1 protein-coding gene is annotated in these 26,544 nt (G+C 70.1%); it reads left to right on the forward strand.

Going from position 1 to position 26,544, the window contains the following annotated elements; all coding sequences use genetic code 11:
* Window positions 1–4 precede the first annotated feature (4 nt).
* Window positions 5–26,539: a hypothetical protein gene (locus tag ACWDVW_RS06045; protein WP_449945408.1), complete on the forward strand. Its 26,535-nt coding sequence runs from the start codon at window positions 5–7 to the stop codon at window positions 26,537–26,539.
* Window positions 26,540–26,544 lie beyond the last annotated feature (5 nt).

A 26,544-nucleotide genomic window follows, 5' to 3' on the forward strand; every position in this document is an offset into this window, starting at 1 on the left:
GATCATGGCCGTTCCTGGCCGATTCGTGCTCACCGGCGCGATGACCCAGACGGCGCACCCGGTCGCCCAGGCGATCGCGGTCACCACCCCGGCACCGGACGACGGCACGCTGATCCACCTGATCGAGGAGACGCCACGCTCCGCGGTCGGCCTGGACTACCTGCGCGGACAGCCGTTCCCCGACGCCCTGGTGCTGGTGCCGTGGGACCTCGACCGTTGGGCCACCGGGGGGCAGCCGCTCCCGGACGACCCGGAGGGCCTCGGTAACCTCGCCGACCTCTACCGCCTCCAGGTGCAGGTGCCGGTGGGCGAGGCCCGTGCACCGCAACTGGTACCGGTCGACGCGCGCGGCCGGGAGGCGTCGTGGGACGACGCCACGTCGGTACGGGTGCTGCCGTGGTCGCACGTGGCCGGGCGGGCAGCGTTGCAGAGCGCGTACGGGCGGATGAGGGCCGGGGAGAAGCCGGGCCGCCAGCGGGTCGACGCCCTGTTGGCGGACCTGGCGGAGATCCGACTGGCGCTGCGGGACACGATTCCGCCCGGGAGTCTGGCCGCTGCCGTGCACCTGGCCCGGGCGGGCAACGAGGCCGACGCGGAGATCCTGGCCCGGAAGGTACTGCCGGTCGCCACCTCGGACCTGCCGGATCTGGTCGGCGGCACCACGGAGCCGATCGCCGCCGACGTGCTCCTCGATGCCCTGCGCAACACTCCGGACTCGGCCGCGCTGGTGTCGTTCCTGGCGCCGAACGGCGGGCCGACGGCGGCGTGGCTGTTGCCGGACGGCGAGGACGTGCTGTGGATCGGATCGCCGGAGTCGGACGCGGCGCCGATCGCCACCCGGCTCACCGACGACTGGCGGATGGTGGCGCTGCGCGATGCCACCACCACCGCGCTGCTGGTCGACGTGGACGGCCGACCGCTCAGTGTGGACGATGACACCCCGCTTGCACCTGCCGTGTCCGGTGAGACTGCCGAAGAGTGGGCGGATCACCCGCCGGTCATCGAGCAGCGCTCCGCAGAGCTGGAGGCGCGCCTGGCCCAGATGCGGCGCGGGTTGATCGAACAGGCCACCGAGCTGCAGCAGTTGCGTGGTGCGCCGGTCGAGGCCGACCAGAGCCAGACCGCCGGAGACCCGACTGCCTCCGCCGCGCCTGCCGACCTGTCGGCACGGGAGCGAGAGATCGACAGTCTGCGGACGCGGATCACCGAGCTGACCAAGATCGCCGCCCACGAACCGATCGAGGAGGCTTCGGAGGACCTCCTGCACAGCCACGTCTGGGTACGTCAGGCGACGCCGGACGGTGCGCGATGGCTCCGGATCCCGGTGGTCGTGAACGAGGCGGGGGTGCACAGCACCCACCCGGAGACGGGCGAGATCACCGGTGACTTCCGTCTGGTCGACGGTGAGTGGACGCGTCGACTGCGGGGCGGCTCGCCCGGCTCGTCGCAGCGGCGGGTGGGTTCGTCGTCAGCTCGGCGGGGCGGTTCCGGCCCGTCGTCAGCTCGGCGGAGCGGGCCCGGATCATCGTCGGCGGCCTGGGCGCCCGTGCCCGGTGCGACGCCGAGTGCTTCCGCCATCGAGGTGCCTGCCGGGTACACCGAGCAGGACCCGCGGCGAAATTCGCCCGACCAGTATGTCGAGAGTCGGCGTTCGGGCTGGGAGACGGAGACGCTGTGGGCCTCCGTACCGATTCCGCCGGAGCTTGCCTTCACCACCGGCCTGCAGCAGCGCGTGACTCGACACGGCGACCCGGGCGGTGTCCAGCCGGTGCTCGGCGGCACTGCGGGCATGGCGAACGGGCTGGTGGGCTTCGGCATCGACCGGTTGCACCGGATGCCCGCCGACGGCGAGATGGTGTATGCCGTCGTGGCCTCCGGTGGTATCGACGTGTGGGGGAGCCCGGCCACGGCGGCGGCGCCGCCGACGGCCCCCGACGTCCTGGGGCAGTTCCCCGGAAGCACCGTCGTGGCCGGATGGCTGGTCACGGTCGATCCGCACACCGGTCGAGTCATCCTGGGCCAGGCGGCGGCGAACCCCAACCTGGCGCTGCACCGGGAAGGCTCACCCGCAGCCACGTTGACAGCTCTGGACGGTGCGCTCGCCGCCATGCTTACCCGCCTCGCGGGAAAACGCGGCACGACGCTCACTCGCGGGGACGCGGGGTGGACGCCGAGCAGGATGATCGAGGACTACGGGTCGCTGAAGGCGACGAACCCGGCCTACTGGGCGGAGCTGCGGCGTCTGGCCCGCAGCGACTACCGCGCCCTGGGCAGCGGGAGCAGGCAGCGCCATGCCTGGCGGGAGGCCAGCGACCTGCTCTTCCGGCACCTCAACGCCGGCACCAACGGCATTCCCGCAGCCAGCACCGTCGTCACCGAGCTGGCGGAGACGGGCTCCCCAGCCCTGTTCGACGGAACAGGCTGGACGGTGGAGGTCGGGCAGTCGGACTCCGTCGACGACCGGCTCGCGTTCTTTGCGCACGAGGGACTCCACGCCGAGCAGTATGCGCTGATGGGGCGGCTTGTCGCCGGTGCCAGTAATGACCCCGAGACGCTGGACCTGGTCACCGGGGTCGCCGATGTGCGTAAGGCGCTGTGGGCACGGCCACTCGACCGCAGTGATCCACGCTATCCGTTGGCACTGCGCCTCTGGTGGCACCACCACTCAGAGCTGGATGCGCGCATCCATGACGTACGCCGAGACGGGGCGCTACTGCGCAGACGGACCGAAACCCAGATGGTCAAGCTGCTGGGGATCGAGCAGTTCAGTGCGCCCGTGCGCGGCCTGCTGGCAGCGCGGACCTTCGGCCAGGCGGCACGCAACTTCGAACTGAGCATCCTGCTGGTGCGGCTCGGGCTGGAAGGCCCGGCGTACCGAGCGGCTCTGGACTTCTCGACCGGCGGCTCCGTGCGGGACTGGCGGGAGGTCGCTGCCGCCGAGGTACCGTCGCTCGCCGGCTATCAGGGCGAGCGGAACGAGGCCGGAACCCACCTGTGGCCGGCGTCGGCCGAGCGGCAGGACTCTTCCTTGCGGCTGGTGCACCACTCCCGCCCGACGGTGGTGATGGAGTTGGGCCCCGCCGAGAACGCGCTGGCGAGTCTGGCCGTCGTCGTGCCTCATCTGCCGGCGGACGCCCTGGTGGAGGTGGTGACCTCCGATCCACTGACGCCGACTCAGGCGGTGGAACTGGCCTCCATGGCCGGCGAGGGACGGATGGTGGCCGTCTCTGTCAGGTCTGGTCTTCGGATCGATCCGGCCGATCCGCTGTTCGACCACTTCGTGCCGTACTCGCGGTGGCATGCCCAGTCGATGAGCCTGTTCGCCGACTACTTCACCGTGCACACCACACCGCGACAGCCCCTACTCAGGCTCATTCACGCGCTTCCGCCGCTGCAGAATCTTGGCGGCGGGGTGTTCATCCGGCAGGTCCTGAGCGACTGGCAGATCAGGCCGGTGGGACAGACGCTCTGGGTGCACGCCTCCAACGAGCCGACTGGGGCGTTGCCGGTGCCGGTGGAGACCGACTCCGGCATGCCGAGGATCGTCGTCGGCGCTCCCGGTCGGGACACCCCCTGGGCGATCGTCCAGCTCGGGTTGCTGCTGGCCGAGCGGCTCACCGGTGTTCCGGACAGCCGCCGTATGCCGGATCTGGTGCAGATTCACCGGCCTGTCCTGGAGCCACCCGAGCTGCATGACCTGACCCCCGTCGAGACCGCCGCACCATGGACCCGGCAACTCCTGATCAGCGCCTTCGGTGAGCACGGTGTCGACGATCCGAGGCTCACCCACACGTCGAAGATCGACGACTTCGACATCGACCCGTACGTGCTGACGGCTGCTCTGGTGGGTGCGGTGGAACCGGCACCGCAGGCGATGTCGGAGTACCAACTGGTCGAGGTGTTGACCGGCCTGGCCGCCAGGCTTGGCGTGACCCGCGAGGAACTGCTTCCGGTGGGGTTTGTCACCGCGTTCGCTTACGGCATCGGTCATGTCACCGTGCCGCGCCTGACCGTGGTGACGCGGGCTCTGCTGGCCCTGCCCGACCGGGGGAGGGAACAGCCGAACGAGGGCCGGATCCTGAACAGTTTCCGCAGCCTGGTGCCGGACGAGAACGAGCGTCGTGCCAAGCAGGAACTCATGCGGCTGCTGGAGTGGCTTGCTCATCCCGACACGACCTGGCCGCCCGGGGGACTGACCTCCGAGTACCTACAGCAGATCGTCGGTGAGGACAGGAGTGGGATCGACCAGTTGCTGTCAGGGCGTACGCCGGACGGCAGCGGTGTCTGGTGGTTGGGGCCGGTGGTGCAGCGGCACCTCGTCGCTCCCGTCGAGGACACCCTCGTGCTCGCGTACGCGGCTGGTGCTGATCTTCTGCCGGTGGGGATGTCGGTTCCCGGGGGTGCCGCCCTGCTGGTGCGGGTGGGCAACCTGATGCGGCAGAAGCTACCCGAGCAGGAGTGGGACAAGCCGGTGTTGTTCGTGCCGGTGACCTCTGCCCCGACCGAGAACGACCGGCTGCGGGCCGAGTTGACGGAGACGCAGAACCGGCTCGGCTACACGGTGACGATGGCCGAGCCGCTCGTCACCCCTGCCGACCGGATCGATCCGGCTTCCGGCCCGATGGACCTCGACGAGAGTGTGACCGGGGCGGCGACCGGGCAGCAGCCCGAGGACGCCGGTCGGGTGCACCTGGCCACGATGCGGAAGCATCTCACCAGGTGGGCGGCGCAGCTGGTGCGGCTGCGTGCGGACGGTGCGGGCGCCGACGTGTCGGCTGAGGTGGCGCAGGCCCAGGCGGAGATCGACCGGTTGCGGGAGCGCATCACCGAGTTGACCGCGATCGCGGCTCATGGCCCGGTGTCGGCGTCAGGCGGTGTGCTTCTCGGTTGGGTCGGCGTGCGGCAGTGGGTGGACGGCCGTATGGATCGAGTCGACATTCCGGTCGCCTTCGACGACTCGGGAGTGCACGGCCTGCACCCGCAGACCGGTGAACGGACCGGTGACCTCCGTCTGGTCAACGGTGAGTGGACGCGTCGGCTGTTGGGCGGCGCACCTGGCTCGTCGTCGGCACGGCGGAGCGGGTCGGGATCGTCATCGGTGGGGACGGTGGCGTCCGGTTCGGCACCGAACGCTCCCACCATCGTGGTGCCCCCGGGGCTGACTGAGAAGCAACTACGACAGGAGTGGCCCGACTGGTATTCCAAGAGTCGGCGGCCGGGCTGGGAGACGGAAACGCTCTGGGCTGCCGCGCCGATCCCGCCGGAGCTTGCCTTCACCATCGGCCTACAGCAGCGCGTGACTCCGGACGGCGATCCGGGCGGCATCCAGCCGGTGTTCGATGGCGCTGCAGGCATGGCGAACGGGCTGGTGGCCTTCGGAGTCGACCGGTTGCATCGGATGCCCGCCGACGGCGAGATGGTGTACGCAGTCATGGCGCGCGGTGGTATCGACGTGTGGGGGAGCCGGGCCACGGCAGCGGCGTCACCGATGACGGCACCCGACATCCTGGGACAATTCCCGGGGAGCACCGTCATCGCCGGGTGGTTGGTCTCGGTGGACCCGGACACCGGCGAAACGATCTTGAGTCAAGGGGCGGTGAATCCCCACTTCTCGGTGCGCCGGAAGGGTGAGTACTTCCCAGGGGTAACCCCACCTGGGTTGGCAGAGCTGGATAATGCGCTCGCCGCCATGCTGGTCGACCTCGCGATGGGCCGTGACACGACGCTCGTTCGCGGGGGTGCGGAGTGGAAGCCGAGCAAGGTCGCCGAAGACTACGAGTTGTTGCAGGCGGTGAGTCCGGCCTACTGGACGGAGCTACGACGTCGAGCCCGGGAGGAGTACGAGTCCCTGGGTGCCAGGCGTGGCCAGACCCGCGCCTGGCAGAGCAGGACCGACCTGCTTTTCCAGTATCTCAGTAGCGGCACCCGCTATGGGATACCGCCGGCCTTCACCGAGGTCAGGGACCTGAGGGACGAGGCCTACGTAGCCGCCTTCCAGGGCGCGAGCTGGTCCGTGAAGCTCGGAAGACCGGACACTGTCGACGAGAAGGTCGCGTCCTTTACGCATGAGGGGGTCCATGCCGAGCAGTTTGTGCTGATGGGCCGGCTCGTTGCCGGCGCCGCCAACGACCCCGATGCCATGCACATGATCACGCAGAACGATCATGTGCGGAAGGTGCTGTGGGCGCAGCCGCTTCCGCATGACGATCCACGCTATCCGTTGGCATTGCGTATGTGGTGGCTACGCCATTCACTCCTCGACGAGGACATCAAGGGGATGGCGCATAGCGCAGACACGCTGGCCATTCGGAACGCCGACCAGGTGTTGAAGGTCAGGCAGATCGAGCAGTTCAGTCCGCCCGTACGGCACCTGCTGGAAGCGCGGATGATCGGCCAATCGGCACGAAGTTCCCTGCTGAACACCATGATGGTTCGGCTCGGTCTGGAAGGTCCGGCATATCGCACGAATTTGGAGTTCCCGGCTGGTGGCTCCGTGCGGGACTGGCGGAAGGTCTCGGCCGCCAGGGTGCCGGCGTTCTCCCATTATCAGGCGAAGAGCAGCGCGGCCGGGACACATCTGTGGCGGTCGCGTGAGCGGCAGGACCACTCCGCGCGACTGGTCCACCACTCCCGACCCATCGTGGTGCTCGAGCTGGGTCGAGCCGAAGCCGCACCGTCACGTCTTGCGGACATCGTGCACCGACTGCCGGCGAACGCTCTGGTGGAGGCGGTGACAAGTGATCCACTGACGCCGGCCGAGGCGGTGGGGCTGGCTTCGATCGTCGGCGCGGGCCAGATGCTGGCGGTCTCGTTCCCAGCCGGTTTCCAGATCGACCCGGCCGATCCGCTGTTCGATCACTTTGTTCCGTACTCGCGGTGGCACACACAGTCGATGAGTCTTTTCGCCGACTACCTCACCGTGCACACGAAACCGCAACGGCCCACGTTCGACCTCGAGGTCGGCGGCGTGCAGCTGGTCAACCTCGGAGGCGGGGTCTTCGCGCGGATCAACCAGCCGGACTGGCAGATCAGGCCGGTCGGGCAGACGCTCTGGGTACACGCTACCGATGATTCTCCGACGGCGCTGCCAGTGGCGGTGGAGTCCGATCGCGGCATGCCGAGGATCATTGTCGGCACGCCCGACCGGGACACCCCGTGGGAGATCGCGCAGTTCGGACTGTTGCTGGCCGAGCGGCTCATGGGTATCCCGGACAGTCGCGTCGACCCGGACCTGGTGCAGATCCACCGGCCGGTTCTCGAACCACCTGAGCTGACCGACTTGCTCACTCATGAGACCGCCGAGCCCTGGACCAGTCAACTCCTGATCAGCGCCTTCGGTGAGGACGCCGTCCACGATTCGCAGCTCAAGCACACATCTGGCGTGGACGATTTCGACATCGACCCGTTCATGCTGACCGCCGCTCTGGTGGGAGCCGTGGAACCGGCACCGGAGGCGCTCTCGGAGTTCCAACTCGTCGAGGTGCTCAGCGGCCTGGCCGACACGCTCGGCATCACTCGTGCGGAACTGCTCCCGGTGGGCTTCGCCACGGCGTACGCCTTCGGCATCGGTCACGTCACCGTGCCACGCCTGGCCGTGGTGACGCGGGCACTGTCGACCCTGACCGGTTATCGGCCCGAACTCGATTTCGGTGACGGATATGAGTCGAACGCGCCCAGGGACACCGGTGAGCCCATCACGAGCTGGCTCCTCACCGATTTCCGCCGCCTGGTCCCCCAGGACGACGAGCGTCGCGCCAAGCAGGAACTCGCCCGACTCCTGGAATGGCTTGCCCATCCGGACACGACCTGGCCCGCCGAGGGACTGGCCTCCGAGTACGTGCAGCAGATCATCGGGCAGGATAGGCGTTGGGTCGACCATGCGCTGTCGGGGCGCACGCGGGACGGCAGGGACGTCTGGTGGCTGGGGCCGGTGGTGCAGCGGCACCTCGTCGACCCCGTCGAAGGCGCGCTCGTGCTCGCGTACGAGGCGGATGCCGATCTTCTTCCGGTGGGGCTGACGGTCCCCGGCGGTGCGGCCCTGCTGGTGCGGGTGGGCCAACTGCTGCGGCGGGGGCTACCCGGCGAACGGGAAGAGCCGGTGCTGCTGGTGCCGGTGACGAGCGTGCCCGTCGAGAGCCACCGGCTGCGCTCGGAGCTGATGGACTTCGAGAACCGGCTGGCCTTCGGGGTGACGATGGCCGAGCCGGTCGTCCTGGTGTCGGACGACGACGTCGATGCGGCATTCGCGCAGATGAGCCTGGACGAGACGGCGGCCACGGTGGGGCAGCCATACGGCTGGCGAGCCCCGGACGAATCGGTGGACCCGGAATACCCGCCGTACTTGACCGGTAGTCCGGTGCAACCCGCCGAGGAGCCGGTATCGATCGATGCCACCGGGCACGAGTCTCGGCCGGCATCGACCGCCCCACCGCCCGTTCCCGGCCGGACGAACGAGGTCGAGGACGAGCTGGTTGTGGCCCGGGCGCAGGCGCGGTTGGTCAGTTGGGCGGTGCCGGATCGGCTCGTCGAGCTGCGGCGGTTGGCCGACGAGGGCCGTTGGGGCGCTCCTGAGGCGCTGGCCGCCGTCGAGGTGTACCGGGAGGCGCTGGCACGGTTCGCAGAAGGGCCGCTGGACGAGGCCGTAGAGGTGTCCACCGCCTACCGGAGCCTGTACGACCGGTTGGCGGCGTTGAACCTGCCGCATCTCGCCCCGCCGGCCTCGCCGACCGGTACGGACGCCGAGCGTGACGTCCCGGTGCCGGCGGCGACCTTCCCGGTGGAGCTGAGTCCCCCCGGCTCACCGGCCCGGCACCGACTCGACGAGCTGATGACAGATCCGCAGGAGATTCGGTGGGTCGAGCGCGTCGGCGTCCCGGCTGCACAGGCCGCCCGACTGCTGACCGACGGACGGCTGCGGTTCGACCCGGCCGAGGTCGACCGACTGGCCACCACCCTGCGATTCGACAAGGACGAGGTCCAGGGCCTGGTCGATCTGGTCGAGGTCATCGGCACGGCACAGCTCGACCTGCCGGCCAGGTCTCGGGCCATGGGGCTGGCCGGGCCGGAGCCACTCTTCGGCGTGATCCACGAGTTGGCGGTACCCCCGGACGACGTCGCTGCGATCGGTGACGTGCTGGCTCGGGTCGCGGCAGACTCGCGGGACCTGGAGCCGGACCACGGGACCTGGACCGACCGGTTACGGGCTGAACTTGCCGACGCCGGGGTCCGCACCAACAGCGATCTGGTGTGGCTGATGCGGTTGTCCCGCCGGCTGGAGTTGACACCTGCCGACCGGACGAGACTGGGGGAGCTGCGTGACCTCGGGGTTTCCCTGGAACTGCTGCACGAGCTGCCTGACGAGCACGTGCGGGCGGCGCTGGAGGGGCGGCATCGGGCCGGGACGAGCCTGACCGCGCTGGCCGCTGCCGCCGGCCTCAATGGGCCGACCGCACTGGAGGCGGCGGCCGAGCGGCTAAACGTGCCCCCGGTCGACCTGGCGTCGGCGCTCGGCGACCAGCTCCGGGAGGTTGCGCGAGGGGTGCCTGTCGCCGATGGGCCGGACCGCCTGCGGCTACAGGGGCAGCAGGTGGCTGATCGGCTGCTGGACCGGTTCGATCCGGGCGGGCCCAGCCTGAGCGACTGGGTGCGGTGGAGCGCCCGCCTGGGCTTCCCGGTGGACCAGCTCCGCCCACTGGCCTCCGCCCCGGTCATGTCCGACCTGATCTGGGAGGCACTCGGGGACGTGCCGAGGGGCCGGGTGGCCGACGCCCTGGTGCCGGCGTTCCCCGCGACGGATACATCGGACCGGCTTGCCGCAGCGCTGGCCCGGCAGTCGCCGGCGGCGGTACCCGCTCCGGGCGAGCTGGCCGCGTGGGCGGTCCGGCTCGGCGTCCCCGCCACGTACCTGCGGCGCGTCCTCGTGCGGCGAGACGTCGACGGCAATGAAGTGGTCTCACTGGCCGACGACCTCGGACTGTCTCCCACCGAGGCGACAGCTCTGGTCCGGCTGATCGAGGTGACCGGTCGGGTGCGGACCGACCTGCTCTCCTTCGCCTACAGACTGGGTCTGGCGCATCGCCCCTATCTGTTGATCTGGCTCGCCGCGTACTGGGAGATGGATCCGCGCCGTCTGATGCCACTGCGCCCGCTGATCGCGAGGATCAAGGAGCTACCTTCGGACAAGCGTCCCGATCCACGGCAGATGGAGGAACTGGTTCGCACCTGGGCGGCATCGCATGCTCGGGACGAGGACCTGCTCCGCTTTGTCCCGGACGACCTGGACTTCAAAGTATCGACGATCGTCGACGACTTCGGCGGCGCGGCGGCCTTCGTCCAGCAGCCGGCAGCTAGCTCTGCCGGGAGCAGCGCTAGTAGCGTTCGGGATGACCGACCAGTTGGTGCGCCCGGGGCCGGTGCCGACAGTGAGTCGTCATCGGGCTCGGAGAGTTCGCCGACCATCTACCGGGACTCACTGTCGGACGACATGTCGGCGCGGAGTCCGTGGGGGCGGCGGCGGGCCACGGCAGAGCAGCGCGGGATGCTCGCCGCGCTGGACCACGGCGATGGATCGACTCTGGTCGACTCCGATGACGCCGCTCCGGACCGCCGAGATGTCGCCGCGCTGCTCTGGTTCGCGAGCAATGGTGCGGGTCCGGACGGGGCCGGGCTGCGGGTGGTGAGTCCCCTTCGCCAGACGCGGATGGCCACCATCGCCGAGCGGTACGAAGCGCTGCAGCGGTGGCAGGACGTCTCCGGTCGAACAATGACCGAGTTGTGGCGAGATGCCGACTTCGTGGCCAACGATCCTGACCTGGGATACCTGGCCGTGCGGGTGGCGGTGGTCGCTGCGGCGGCCAGGGCGGCCGTCTCTGCCATGACATTGGAGACCACCGCCTCGAACCGGGGCGAGGCAGTCCGCGCCGCCATCCGTGCGGCCGACACGGTGATCGATGGTGTGCGGTGGTGGCGGGATCACCAAGCCGGCCGGCCGATACCTCCGGTCGACGCCGAGACGGTGGCATCGGGAGACATCCCAGGGCTCCTGGCCACCGTGCGCCAAGAAGCGAAGCGGAGTACGGCGTCACGAGGCGACGATCTCGGTCCGATGGTGGCCGAGCTTCGTGGCCTCCTCGACACGCTCAGTGGCTCGGACTCGACCCGGAGCACCTATCAGGCACTGGCCCGGCTCCTGCACACCGTGGTGGCGCAGATCGCCCGCATGGTCGTGGCAGCCGGTGCCGACAAGCCGACTCCGACGACGCTGGCCGCGTACGGCATGGTGGCCCAGGCGATCGGAGGCGTCCGCACCGTCGCGTCGGCGCTGACGGACTGGGACCGGCTGGCCGGTGGTCTGACGGCGGTGCAGGTGAGCGCCGCCGCAGCCGACGTCGTCGCGGGCGTCGAGACCATCCGGGACACCTGGGACCAGGACGGGGATGTCCTGCTCACCTCGTGGTGGTCGGAGCGGATCGGCATTTCCACGGACGAGGTCGAAGAGGACTATCACCGCCGACCCTGGTTGGACTACTCAGCGGTCCTCGACACTGCCAAAGGGTTGCGGCTGGAGCCGGGCCGCGTCTACAAGCACGCCATCCGGCACAAACACCTCTCCGGTCGGGCTCCGGCCCTGATCACGCGGTGGAACCTGCACCACACGAGCCAGACGGTGTACGAGTTGGCGGACGAACTGGACGTGCCGGTGCGGCTGCTGGAGCCGCTCACGGGCCTGATGAACGGGCAGCCTCCGGCCAGCACGGGTCGGATCCGCCGCTCGTTGGACCGACTGTCCGGCTTCCCCCAGGCGATCAGCGGCCATTCGGGACGGCTTGCCCTGCTGACCGACCTCGGGGCCGCCCTGCCCCAGGCCATCGCTCCGGACCAACTCCGGGTCCTGGGGGACCGGTGGCTCACCGAGGTCCTGGCAGTCGACCCGATCGACCTGGAAATCCTCGACCGCTACTGGTTCGACAGGCTGCATTCGGTGGTCGAGCTGCTCCGGGAGCACTACGAGGAGCGCGAGCCCAGTGGTGGTTGGACCAAGCACGACCTCGAACACCTGGCTGACGAATTGGGGCTCAGCAGCCTGCTCGTGACGGGCCTCAGCGTACGGATCGGGCGAGTGCCTCGGGAACTGGCAGGCCAGGCACACGGCACGATCACCCTGCTGGTGGCCAGCCGGCTACAGGCCGACCCGGCCGGCCTGGCGTCTATCGGGGACCTGCTGGAATCCTCCGTTGATGCGAACGGGCCGCGTCACGTCACGGTGGACGCTCTGGTGGCCGCACTGCGCCGCGCAGACCGGGCGCCCACTCCCCGGGAGTCCCTCGTCGGTCGGTTGTTGCGTCTCGGTGTCGCGAACGAGCGTCTTCCGGCCTCCCTCGGTGCGGTCGTCCGAGACTCCGGCATGTCCGTCGACAAATTGGTGGAGACGGCGGAGCTGGCGGGCAATGTCGACCTCCGGACGGTGTCGGAGTTCGTCAGGTTCGCCTTCGGCGGCGGTCCCGAGGCGACCGAGCAGAACCTCGCACCGGGCGTCGTCGGTGCGGCCACCTCCCGGGACGAGCCGTCTCCGGAGGTTGTCGCCGGGCACCTGCGCGACTGGACCAGCCGACTCCACGACCGGTTCCAGGTCGAGCCGAACGACATGCAGGAGGTGTTCCAGACCGCCAACCACGGGGGGTGGACCGCAGCGACACTGGCGGCATTGCCGTCCGACGTGGCCGATCGGGTGCTCAAGAACCTGTCGAGCTTCCCCGTTGGGCACGTGGTCGACGAACTCCACGCCACCGCCGACGATGCGGCCGACGCTCAGGAGACGCTCGACCGACTCGTTCCGGTGGTGAACGCAGCGGTCGACGCACGTATCGACGAGGTGCTGCCCCTGTGGCCGGAGATCGGCAGGTCTCCCTCCATGCTCCTGGAACTCCTGCTGCCGGCGACCGAGCCGGACCAGCCGAGGCCGGCCCTGCACGGATCGGCGGGGCGCCATCTGGCGCTGAGGCTGTGGGACTTCTCCGGTGCCGAGGACCGGGAGACCGTAGTGGCTGAACTGCGTCGACTGCGGCAGGAGGGGCTCCGATCCGTGCCTGCCTGGTTGTCCGACGGAACAAGCGGTGGAGCCCGGGAGAAGGTCCTGATCAGCGAGCTCGACCCGCAACCGTTGTTGGTCGGCGCGTTGATCGCCGTCAACAGTCTGCCCGGCGGGCTGACGGGGTATCCCGAACTCCTGGCGTACCTGGGCTACGAGGTCGCTCCGTACGACGCGAGTCGATTGGACCGGCGGGTCAGCTGGGTCCGACCGTTGCAGCCCGAGGTGTTCGAGCCGTTGAAGTCCGCAGCGGCGCGGACCGTCGTGATCGCCGCGGCCATCTGGCACCAACGACGCGCCTCTCCGCTCGATCCGGTTGCCCGACTGGAACCGGACACGACCCGGCTGCGCGATGAACCTGGGCCCGGACCGCACCTGGCGGCGGATTACCAGCTCGGCCCGCAGGATGTGGGGACCGGGGCGGGGTCTCTGCTCAGGTCGATCCTGGCCGGTGCTCGCGCACAGGGAGTGGACCTTCCGGCCGGCGTACGCGACGAAGCCACAATGATCGAGCGTGCGACGCAGACCGCGCACGACGACCCGCATCGGTTCGTGCTCCGCAGCATCGGCACGGTGCTCAGCGCGGACCTCGACGAACAGACGGTGCTCCGGCTCGCCGAGGTGCTCTGGCCCACCGAGCAGACCGGCCCGCTGGGAGACCGGCTGCGATCCAGGATCGCGCTCGCCGCCGACCAGGACGACCCACGCCTCAACCGGCTCCTCGCCATCTCCTCGCTGACGTCCGGTGCCGGTTCGGCATGGATCGCGCGCCGCGCGACGACGAGAGACAGCACCCGGACCCGGGCGGTGTCCCGCCTGCTGCAGGATGCGATCCGCGATCCGGAGTTGTGGGACTCCACGCTTCTCGAAGAGATCACCGCGGTCCTCGCTGTCGCTCTCGGCGTCGACCTGGTGGTGGTGACCGGCGACACCGCGCGCACCTATCCGGGCGGTGGTTCCACCCTCTATCTGCACCGGGTCGAGCGGGACCGTTTCCAACCCTATCTTCCGGCCGGCGTCCCCGGCCGAACGATCGACCTGGGGGCTGCGCAGGGACTGTTCGGTGACTACGACCCCGCTTCCGACGTGGTACGCAATCCGGTCGTCCTGACCGGTGCCGACGGCCAGCGACACCATGGCCTGACCGCCCGCCTCAGCAGCGAGGAGTTGATCGGTCTCCTAGCAATGCGGCCGACCGGCGCGGCGCAACCCGTGGTGTTGGTCATCGGTGGCGCAGCCCAGCAGGCCGGTGCAGAGTCGATGCTCGCCGCCCGACTCCGGGACCGGCTCGGCCGGGGCGTGATCGCCGCCACGGACGACATCGTGCTCGACCCCCACGGCCGGGTCTATGCGGTCGCACTGCGCCGCCGGTCCGACGGCGCCGTCGATCTGAGCGATCCGGGGAGGAGCGAGTTCCGGTACTTCCCTCCCGACGGTGGAGCGCCCGTTTCGCTCGGCGATGACCTGGTGACGGGCGCGGAGTCGATCGGCCTACGGCTCGTAGTGAACCTTCCGCCGGCCGGCGACACCCTGACCGTCCTGGCCGTGCGGCCTGCTCCGGCAGTCGAGGTTGAGGTGTCGGAGCCACGGCTCTTCAGCGATGGTGACGGCGTGATCCGGATCGGTCGGCACTCCACGCCGCCGGACGGCTGGATGCCACTCGGTGACGCCAGCCCGCATCTGGCGCTGCGGTGGTTGCTCAACGACGGGTCGGTGCGTGGGCTCGACGCAGCAGCCGAGCAGCAGGACCTCCAGATTGCCGCGTCGGACAGCATCAGCCTCCGCCTGGGTCAACGATCGGTGCGTGATCTGCCGCACCTGATGCGTTCGGTGCTCGCACGGCGGCCCAGGGGCGGCGTCCGGATACACCGGCGGCTTCCCGCAGTGTTGCCTGGTGACGAGGTCGTCTTCGTCAGCCGCGCGGGTCGGGCACACGCAGCCACCGTGCGACCCAACGGCGAACTGCTCGTGTACCGGCCCACCCTGGGCGATGCCTCGGTCGAGCGGATGTCCCATGCCCGGTTCGTCGAGGAGTCCGGTTCCGGATGGTTCCTGGTCCGCCGTCGACTGCGGAGCGACTGGACTCCGGTGTACCCGGGCGATCGCTCGGCCGATCCGATCGACTCAGGGTGGTCTGACCGGCCGCCGGACGTGCTACCCGACCGAATCCTGGAGATCGAGCAGGAGCCGCAGCGCAAGGAGGTACTCGGGGCTGATACACGCGGTGCCGAGGTACGGCTCAACCCGCTGTGGATGCCGCTGGCCGAGTTCACTCCGGAGATCTGGGCGGGACGGCCGGGGCACAAGTGGCTGTACCTGGTGATGGAGCGCCGGGCGTACGCCGGCGATCCGGACCGGACGGGGATCCCCGCCGGGCGCCCCGATGACCTGTTGGTCTTCGTCGGTTCGGAGGCGGCGTCCGACGCGCTTGCCGATGGTCAGTTCGGCGACCTGGTGACCTCGATGCGACAGGTCGAGCCGGACATCACGCCGGGGCAGGTCCGGGACCTGATCGACGGTCCCGGACACCCCTCCCTGGGTGTCACGTTCTCCACGGCGCCCCGGCGGGAGGGGGCCGCGATCGTGACGTCGGCGGGTGTCGCGGGCGAGCTGCGCAGGATTTCGGAGAGTGGCACCTGGGAGATGAACGACGTCTCCGGGCGGTACATGCGAGGGGAGCAGCGTTCGGTCCCAGCCGACGACGTGCAACGGTGGATTCGAGTCGCCGCGCAGATCGTCGCAGACCAGGTACGTGAGCCGGTCCTGCCGCGTACGGCGCGACTGGACGGCGGAATGGCGGCGTTCGACACCCGACGAGAGGTCCACTCCGGTCTCTATCTCCCGCATCCCGACGACACTCAGGACACGCTCGCGGCAGTGCAGCGAATGCCAGCGTACGAGGACTACAAGTCCGTCTACGCCACCGTGGACCCGCGAACGCTCGAAGTGGTCACGAGGGCGGGCCGGTACGGCCCGAGGAACTTCAACAACCAGATCGATCGCGTCTATCTCAAGACCGACACGAAACTGTTGCTGGTGCTGTTCCTGCCCGCCGACGCCGACGGGTCGGCGTCGGACCGTGAGGCGCTGGTGCGGTTCGCGAGGCAGCTCCAAGTCATCCGCTCCAGCGACATCGTGACCAACTACGGGGTCGCCCGAATTCTGCCCGGCCTCGACGACGTGCAACTGGGAACCCTGGCGACGGATGACAGCGGCGCTCTGGTGGTGGCGCCGAGCGGGATGTTCGTGTTGCTTCGCGCGGGCATGCAGACTCACGCACTGAAGCAGTCGGCGTACGCGTCCATGGCCATGCTCCGCGCCTACGCCGAGCCGTACGCCGGTGAGGAGAGGGAGCAGCAGCATCCGGTTCCGTTCGGCGCACCTCGCATCGAGTTGCCCCCGGGCGCCGAGTACGACCGGGGTGTGCTGGTGGTGGGTGACCTGGCCAGGTGGCGGCAGTGGCCGGCGGCCGACGCGGTGGTGGAGGCTGCGCGGATGTCGGCTCGTCCGATCGTCGTGGCCGATGTCGGTGCCGGCCCCGTTCCACGGACTGCCGAGATGGCCACTCTGGCCGAGACGGTGCAGCGGCTCGTGCGGTGGCACCTTCGGCCGCTGGTGGTCACGACTGCGGATCTTGCCGATCTGCGGGCGGTGGCGAATCGTCACCACGTACCGGTGGTGCTCGCGGAGACCGCCGGCCAGGGCACGCGCTGGCACGCGATCGGCCCGGACGGCGAGGCCCGATGGTCCACGGCAGTGTTCGGGCCGGCCCTCTTCGTCGCGGCCGGTGAGCCCGCGTCCGAACCGGCAGTGGAGCCGCGGTCCGCGAATGTCGGTCCGGTGCGACTGGCGGAGTTGCGGGAACATCTCGCCAGATGGGAAAGCCACCTGACGTGGTTGCAGGCGGTCGAGCGAGACGGTGGCGCGGGCCGGTCGGAGGATCGGGTCCAGGCTGAGTCGGAGATCGCCCGGTTGGCGGCGCGAGTCGCCGAGCTGACCGCGATCACGGCCAATCACCCGGTCGAGGAGACCGAGCGGGGCCTGGTGAGCTACATCAGGGTTCGTCGGCAGTCGGCTGGTAATCGGGGGTTCGACGAATACCGGGTGCTGATCGATGGCAATTCGGGGGTGCGGAGCATCCATCCGGAGACGGGCGAGGTGACCGCGTCCTTCTGGCTGTCGAACAACGGGGAGTGGATGCCCCGCCTCCTGGGCGGCTCGCCTGACTCGATCGCGGTGCGGGACGTCCGGCCGGCGCCGCCCATCCCGCCGCCCGTTCCCGGCCGGACGAACGGGGTCGAGGACGAGCTGGTCGTGACCCGGGCGCAGGCGAGGCTGGTCAGTTGGGCTGTGCCGGATCGGCTCGTCGAGCTACGGCGGTTGGCCGACGAGGGCCGTCCGGGCGCCGACGAGGCGCTGGCCGCCGTCGAGGCGTACCGGGATGTGCTGGCGGCAGCCAACACGCCGAACCGGCAACAGGACGCTGGTGCGCGACTGGACGTCGCTGCGGTGGCGAACGCCTATCAGGCCGTACGCGACCGGCTGACGGCGTTGGCGCTGGACCTACCGCATCTGGCGCCGCCCGGCCCGCCTGCCTTCGCGGCCGACGACGGCGCCGTGCCGGTCCCCTCGGTGCCCATGCCGGCCTTCCCGGTGGAGTTGGTACCGCCCCGGCCCGAGGCTGCGCCCGACACCGCCGCACTGGTGAGCGATCCGGCGACCCGAGCGTGGCTGACCCGGGCGAACGTGCCGGCCCGGCAGGTCGCGCGACTAGTGATCGACGGACGGCTGCGCTTCGACCCGGGACAGGTCGACCAGATGGTGCGGATGCTGGGCGAGGAAGCCGACGTCCGGGAACTGGTCGACCTGACCGAGGTCCTCGGCGCGGTTCCCCTGGACTTGCGGGAACGCTCCGCCGCTGCCGGACTCGCCGGGCCTGGGCCGCTGTTCGGTGTGGTCCGTGAGCTGGCGGTGGCCCCCGTGGACGCGGCCACACTCGGCGATGTGCTGGCCCGGGTCGCGGCCGGCTCGTCCGCGGTCGAACCGGACGAGGGCAGCTGGGTCGACCTGCTACGCACGGCACTGGCCGACGCCGGTGTCCGCACCAACAGCGATCTGGTGTGGCTGATGCGGCTGACCCGCCGGATGGGCCTGGCCCCCACCGACCGCACGTGGCTGGGCGAGCTGCGCGATCTCGGGGTGTCGCTGGAACTCCTGCACGAGCTGCCCGACGAGTACGTCCGGGCGGCGTTGGACGGTCGGCGTCGGGCCGGCAGCGGTCTGGCGACGTTGGCCGCCGAGACGGGACTGGGTGGCCCGGCCGCATTGGAGGCGGCGGCTGAGCGGCTCGGCGTACCCCCGGCCGACCTGGCCGTTGCTCTCGGCGACCGGATTCGGGCGGCCGTGGCCGATGCTCCACCGCTGTCCGGCATGGGACCGGACGATCTGCGGGACCAGGGGCTACGGGTCGCGGACCGACTACGGAACGAGGCCACACCCGACGGACCGGGTCTCGACCGGTGGGTGCGGTGGAGTGCGCGGCTCGGATTCCCGGTGGACCGACTCCGTCCGCTGGCCGAGATTCCGATGCTCGAAGAACTCATCTGGGTGGCCCTAGGTGACGTGCCCGGAGGTCGGGTCACCGAGGCTCTCGTGCCGCTGATGCCGTCTACGGCGGCTCCGGCGCCGATCACTCCCGCGTACCGCGCCGTGCCCACCCCGGTCGAGTTGGCCGAGTGGTCGACCCGGCTCGGTGTGCCCGCCCCCTACCTGCGGCGGGTGCTGGTCATGCCCGGCGTCGACGGGCGTGCGCTGCCGGCCTTGGCGGACCTCCTCGCGCTGTCCCCCGCCCGAGCGGCCGCCCTGGTCCGGCTGGTCGAGGTCACCGGTCGGGTGCCGGCAGCCGAGGACGTGCTCTCGTCCGCCTACCGGCTGGGCGTGTTCGCCGATCCCTACCTGTTGGTCTGGCTCTCCAGTTACTGGGAGATCCATCCGCGCCGGCTGACGCCGTTGCGCCCGCTGTTCGCGCGAATCGCGAAGATGCCCGCGCAGGGGCGACCGTCGCAGATCGAGGAGTTGGTCGGGCGGTGGGCGGACCCGGGTCGCTCGGGTGGGGAGTACCACGCAGAGCCCGCTACCGGCCTCTCGGCCGTACTGTCGCTCGACCGGCAGGCCGAGCGCGACACCGACGACCAGTTCCGGATGTGGGGTACCACCGAGGACTTGGTGTCGAGCGCCGACAGCGGTGCGGGCACCGACAAGCGGACGGTGACCGACGACGACGGCCCGGACCGTGACACCACGGCCGAGCCGCACCGCTCACGCAGCCACCTGTCCAGCCCGGACGGTGCCGAACAGCAGGCAGCACACACGAGCCTCGCCGCGCTCGTCTACAGCGGCCGCCCGACCTGGACCAGGGCGGACGGTGTCGGCCGGAGCCGCCGGAACGCAGCGGCGTTGTTCCGGGTGGCCGGTCTCGGGGTCGGCCCGGAGGGGGCTGGGCTAGAGGTCCTGGACCGTCTCCGGACGGTGGTCCGCGATCGTCGCCACAAGCTGCACCAGTGGGCGGAAATCAGCTCGATGTCGGCTGAGGAACTGCGGCAGTACACCGAGAAAGTCGCCGCAGATCCCGAGCTGGGGACGCTGACCCGGCAGGCGACGGTCGTCGCTTCGGCGGCGACTGCGGCAGTGCCCTCGCTGACCCGCAACATCAACTCACCCAACGTGGCGGAGGTGGTTCGGGGGGCGGTCCAGGCCGCCGACGCCGTGGTCGACGCGGTACGCGTCTGGGCCGTCCGGCACGCCGACCGGCCGATCCCCTCGGCCGGCGATCCGGTGCGTGAATCCGACCCGTCGCGGTCATTGCCGCCCGGCGCGGTACGGACCTCCACGTCGACCGATCGTGACGACCTGGCCGCGATGTTGACCGGGATCCGCGCACTGCTCCACTCGCTGACTCGGCCCACGGAGGTGGGCAGCGTCTATCGAACGTCCGCCATGGTGATCGAGGCTGCGGCCACGCACATCGCTCGTCTGGTCATGGGGGCCGGCACTGCCGCTCCGCCGGGGACAGCGTCGATCGCGATGGCCGTCGCCGCCCAGGCGGTCGAGGCCGCTCGACGGCTCACCGCGACTGTGGCGGCCTGGGACGAGCTGGCCGGTGGCCTCTCCGCGACGGAGCTGGCCGCTGCGGTGACCGACGGTCAGACGCAGGTCCGAGGCCGGGCGATCACGGACGGCCGCAGCGCGGACATCGTCCTCGCCCCGTCGTGGGCCACGCTCATCGGCGTACCCGAGTCCGATATCGAGGAGGACCTATACCGTCGCCCCTGGTTGGATCACCTGGCGGTGGTCGAGACAGCCAGGGAGTTCCGGGTTCCGTCCGCTGTGGTCTACGAGTACGCCCGACGCAACGAGTACCTCTCCGAGCGCGTACCGGAGCTGCTGAAGAGCTGGAACCTGGGGCGGTCCCTTGAGGACATATACCGTCTGGCGAACGAGGAATCGGTGCCGGTGCGGTTGTTGTCGCCGCTCCGGACCCTGCTGGGCGCACGGAATGCGATCGCCGACCCGCGGCAGATAAAGGCATCCCTGAGACGGGTGGAGTTGCCGGACCGGATCGCGAGGTCACCTCGGCGTCGGCTCGCCTTCCTGACCGACGTCGACCTGCGCACGACGGCCCTCGCCGAGCTTCCCGCCGGCAGGCTCGTCGGTTGGGCACATCGGTGGGAGGCCGACATTCTCGGGATGGACCCCGAGGATCTGGACAATGCCCACGGCGTCACCCTCCGGTCGCTTCTCGGCCTCGTTGACCTGGTGCGTCGCGGGTTCGCCGCACGCGACCCCGGCGGCAAATGGGAACGGCACGACATCGAGTCCCTGGCGGACGCGTTGGGCCTCAGCAGCTACCTGGTCACCGGTCACAGTGTCCGGATGGGCCGGGTGCCGGTGGAACTGGCGGAGAAACGGGACGGCGCGTACGTCTTCCTGCTCGCCACGGCACTTCGCATGGACTCGCGTGACGTGCCGAAACAGTTCCGTACGCTGCTGACCGAGGTGATGGATCGTTCGCTGTCACGGCAGGCCGTGGTGGACCGGGCCATGTCGCGCATCCAGGCGCGGGGGAAGGCGCCGGAGCCGCGGGGATCGCTCACCGCCAAGCTGCTCCGGCTCGGCCTCGCCGGGAACGATCGCCTACCGCAGCGCCTGGGGCTTCTCGCACGGCAGGCCGGCGTCACCCCGTCGATCGAGGACGCGTTCCAGGTCGCGGAACTGGCCGAGGTCGAACTCGACGTGGCGCTGTCGTTCATGGAGTTGACTACCGACCGCCCGCGACACGGGCCGGGCACGACGGTAGGGGGCGAGATCGCCGCGCCGTCGCCGAGCGCTCTGACGCCTGAGGTGACGGCGACCCGGCTTCGGGAGTGGGTCTCTCGGCTGGACAGCATTCCGGACTTCGACGGCCAGATCGCCGAGACGTTTGGCATCATGCGACACACCGGCTGGTCGCTGGAGGAACTCGCGACGCTGCCGGTCGACGATGCCGAGCGGGTGCTCACGGCCCTGTGGAGGGGGCTCAACCTGGACACCGATTTCCGGTACGTCACCCGTCTGCGTGACGGCGACCTCATGAAGATGCACGACCGGCTCGACGAACTCGTCTGGCGGACCATCGACAGTCGGATCGACCACAGGAATCTGTTGTGGACGAGCGTCCAGCTTCCCGGGGTCCGGGTTGACGTCAACCCACCCGGAGCCACCGTCGGGGATCGGGAGTCCCGCGCCTGGGATCTGGCGAGCGATGAAGACCTGCGCGCGGCGAACACTGAACTGAGTCGGCTGCACAGCGCGGGGACCAAGACGGTGTCCGTGGACTTCCAGACCCCGTCCGGCGCGATCGTCCGGGTCGGCGAGGTAGACACCGCCGGGCCGGTCTTCGGTGCGTTGGCGGCGATCCACGGGCTGGACGGGGGGCCGGCCGAGTATCCCGACCTTCTGGCCTACCTTGGATACGAGTTCGCTCCCTATGACCGTGGCCGCCTTGACCGTAGGGTGAGCGCGCTGCCGCCGCTGACGCTCACGTCCTTCGCGCGGGTGGCGGAGCCGCCGCTACGCGCCGTGATCATGCTGGCGACCCTCTGGCGCAGCCGGCAGCCGGCGCCACTCGTGCTGTCGGGTCGAGTGGAGCCCGTCACCACCCGACTACCGGACGACGGTGTACCGACCGTCGCTCGCGAGTGGGAGTACCACCTGAGTCCACAGGACATCGGCGGTCAGGCCGGCAGCCTGACCCGGGCGGTCCTGGACAGCGCCCGCGCGCAGGGACTCACGATGCCGGCGAACGTCCGGGACGAAGCCACCCTGCTCCAGCATGCGGCGCAGGTCGTGCACGACGACCCGCACCGCTTCATGATCCGGTCCATTGGAGAGTTGATCATCGGGAGTCTGGCCGACGGGGCGGTCTCCCAGCTCGCCGAGGTACTGGGCCTGGCCGAGCCGTCCCCCGGTGAGCCGTCGCTGCGCACCCGGCTGGTCACGATGGCGAACGAGGACGATCCCCGCCTCTATCGGCTGCTCGTCACCACCCTGTTCTCTCCGGGCAACGATGCGGCGGGCGCGCTGGTACGAGCGGGCTCGCCTGATGCGAACCCCGGCCGGGACGTCGCCGCGCTGCTGATCGCCGCGATCGAGGCGCCGCGTACGTGGAACTCCGCCATCCTCGACGAGGTCGCCGCGGTGTTCGCCGTCGCGTTGGGAGTCGACCTGGTCGTCGTGGGCGACGAGGTCGCCCGCACGTACCCGGCCGGCGGCTCGACGCTGTTCGTGCGTCGGGTGGACGGAGACCATTTCCAGTCGTACCGTCCGACCGGCTCCTGGGGGCGCCCCGCCGCCTTCGGCTCGGCGCCGGCCCTGCTCGCCGAGTACGACCCGGCCACGGACGTGGCGCGAGTGCCGGTGGTGCTCGACGGCCGACGCCACCGGGACCTGACGGCCCGGTTTACCGGGGACGAGCTCGTCGAGCGCTGGGCGATGGGTGCCCCGGACACCTCGGCACCGCTAGTGCTGCTGGTGGGCGGCGCCGCCCGTGGCGACGGTACCGATGGTCTGTTGGCGGAACGCTTCCGAGACCGGATGCGGCAGGGCGTGATCGCTCCCGTCGACGACATCGCACTCGACCCGCGGGGACGAGTTTCGGCCGTGCGGGTCAATCGGCGGCCCGACGGCACGGTCGATCTCCACGACGCGCCGCCATCGGAGTTCCGGTACTTCCCCGCCGACGGTGGTTCCGTCGTACCGCTCGGCGGCGACCTGGCCGCGGGTGCGACCACCGTCGACCTGCGGCTCGCGACGAACCTACCCCCCTCAGCCGAGGGACTCACCGTGCTGGCGCTCCGGCCCGCCCCTCCTGCCGCCGACGACCTGCCACCTCCGGGCCTGTTCGTGGACGGCGACGGCGTCATCCGGCTCGATCGCCTCGCCGCACCGCCGGACGGCTGGTGGCCGCTCGGCGATGCCTCACCGTTCCTCGCCCTGCGCTGGCTGGCGGCCGGCGGACCGGTCGACGGGGTGAACCCGTCGACTCTGGGGCAGTCGGACCTCCGGGCCGCCGCCGAGTACGCTACCAAGCTGAACGAGCAGCAGATCGCGGTCGAGGACCTGCCCCACTGGATGCGTGCGCTGCTCGCCGAGCAGTCCCCGCGAGTGACAGCGGTGCGGGGGACTCTCCCCGCGTTGCGGCGTGGCGCTGGTGTAATCGCCGTCTCTGCCTCCGGGCAGGTGCTGGCGGCCACCCGTCAACTCAACGGTGACCTGCTCACCTACCGCCCGGCCCGCAGCGACACCGACACGGAGCTACTGTCCTGGGCACGGTTCGTCGAGGAGGCGGACGAAGGCTGGTTCCTCGTGCAACGCCGCGCCGAGGACCCACCGCTGGCCGTGCTACCCACCGAGGGCACCACCGATCCGACCGCGTCGCGACGGTACGACCGGCCGGAGAACACCAGCGCGGCTCACGTCCAGGAGATCGAGCAGGCGCCGCAGAGCCCTGAGGTGATCAAGCCTCAGACCGACGAGCTCGACGTCCGACTCAACCCACTGTGGATGCCGCTGGCCGAGTTCACACCCGAGGTCTGGGCCGGACGTCCGGGCCACGAATGGATCTTCCTCGTCCTGGAACGCGGGTCGTACGCCGAGGTTAAGGAGGGCGACCCGCAGGACGGCGACGACGCGCGTGACCTCCTGGTGTTCGTCGGCTCGGAGACCGCGACCGACGCGATGTCGAGGGGGCAGCTCGACGATCTGCTCACGTCGCTGCGGAAGGTCAACCCCGACGTCACCCTCGCCGATGTCCGGGACATGCTCGACGGGCCCGGTCATCCCTCGCTGGCAGCGCGGTTCCAGGGCAACGGCACCGCGACGCTGACCCGGGCCGGGGTGGCCGGAAACATGCGGCGGGACCCGCAGACCGGCACCTGGGCGCTGGACGGAGTCTCCGGTAGGTACAACGCAGAACGTCTCGGGGCGCACCAGGACCTGGAGCGTTGGTTGCGTGAAGCGGCCCGGATCATCGCCGACCAGGTACGCGAGCCGGTGCTGCCCGGCGTGCGCGGCAGCATGGTGCAGGTCGAGCCGCGATACGAGTTCAACTCGAAGATCTACTACCCGCATCCCGACGACAGCCTGGACATGCTGAACGCGGTGCGGCGGATGCCCGAGTTCCGCCCGGTGTGGTCGGTCTTCGCCACCCTCGATCCGGAGACGGGTGAGGTGGTCACCGGCAAGGGGCGGTACGGTCCCCGGAACTTCAACCGTGACCTGGCGCGTAGCAACGCCGGTCCCGAGGGCGCGTTGCTGCTGGTGCTGTTCCTCCCCGGTGGGGGACAGGGTTCCGAGGCGGAGCGCCACGCGCTCTCCCGCTTCGGACAGCGGGTGCACGAGGCTCGCGGCACCGACGTGACGGTATCGGTCGGCAACGCCCACATTCTCCCGAACGATGAGGACGTGCAGCTGGGGACACTGACCACCGACCTCGCCGGTCACCCCATGGTCGAGCCCGCAGGCACCTTCGTCCATCATGAGCGCGAGCGGGGTTCGACACCGAAGACGGCGCCGAAGGCACTCAGCGCCTCGGCTGCGCGGGCGATGGAGGCGTTGCTGATCTTCAGCAGGCCCTCCGGAGTTCGTACGCCACAGCGGCATCCGGTGCCCTTCGGCGCGCCTCGGATCGAGGCACCTCGGGGCACCGCGTACGACGCTGGGGTGCTGGTCGTGGGCGACCTCGCCAGATGGCGGGACCATCCGACGGCGGAGGCGATCCGCCAGGCGGCGCGTGCGGTGCGGCGTCCGGTGGTGGTGGTGGAGGTCGGTCCCCGGGTCGACGAACGCCACGCGGTGCGGACCGTGCTCGGGTTGACGTTGATCAAATTCGGTGAACGACAGTTGCAGCCGATCGTGGTCGCCACCGCGCCCGCCGACGTCGTGATCAAGCTGGTCAACCGCTACCACCTTGCCGTGGTCAGTCCACCCAGCGCCGGCCCGGACGCCGGCTGGCAGGTCACCGGCCCGGACGGCGCGGTGCGCTGGTCTACGGCGACGTTCGTCCCGACGCTGTTCACCAGCGCCGGTCAGCTCATCACGGGCCCGGTCGCACGATCGGCATCGGTGACCCTGTCCGAGTGGGTGGGACAGCCCGACTGGCCCGCGGCGGAGGAGTACCTCCGCCAGAACGTCGCAGACCTGCGGCGGCCGGAAGTCGTGGCCGAACTCCGTCGGCTCGTCGACCGCGAGCACGACCCGGACCACCTCCGGGATTTCGCCCGCGAGGAGGGCGACCCCCGACGGCTCTACGCCCGCGCGGACAACCGACTGCTCTCCGCCCACAAGGCTGTGCTCGACCTGGTCGAGGCGGCGAACGGCGTCGTCGACCCGGCCGAGTCCCGGTATCAGCCGACCGAACCGATCCAGACGTTCGAGATGGAGCCCCGCACCACCGTACGGGGCCCGATGACGGTCACCTTCGCCCTCGACTACCTCGAACCGAAGCCGAATCCGTTGCACCGCAAGCCCTGGGACGACCGCCTGCTTCGCCTGATGTACACCGACCGTAAGGCCCGCGAACTGGCCGCCGCACTGGCCGCCGGCATCGTCGGCGAACAACCGGACCAGGTCGACGACGGACGCTGGAACGCCACCGTCTTCGGTGCCGTTTCCATCGTGCTGCGGATGACCCCACAGGAAGCCCGGGAGCCTGGCTTCGTCGACGCCTGGAGAAATGCCCTGAAGGACGTGGCCTGCTGCGAGGCCAACCCCACGCATCGCATGTACTGGGTGGACAGGCTCGACGAACTCCTCGGCGAGGTCGGCGCCAACGGCATCCCGGGCCACGTGGACGGCCCGGCGCCACACCACGCGGCACTACTGGTGGTGCTCACCTACACCTTGGCCAACTGCTGACCGGC

This window comes from Micromonospora sp. NPDC003241 (assembly GCF_053589795.1).

Coding starts and splice junctions, on each gene's coding strand:
- ACWDVW_RS06045 (WP_449945408.1), top strand. CDS start 5: ATGGCCGTTCCTGGCCGATTCGTGCTCACCGGCGCGATGACCCAGACG.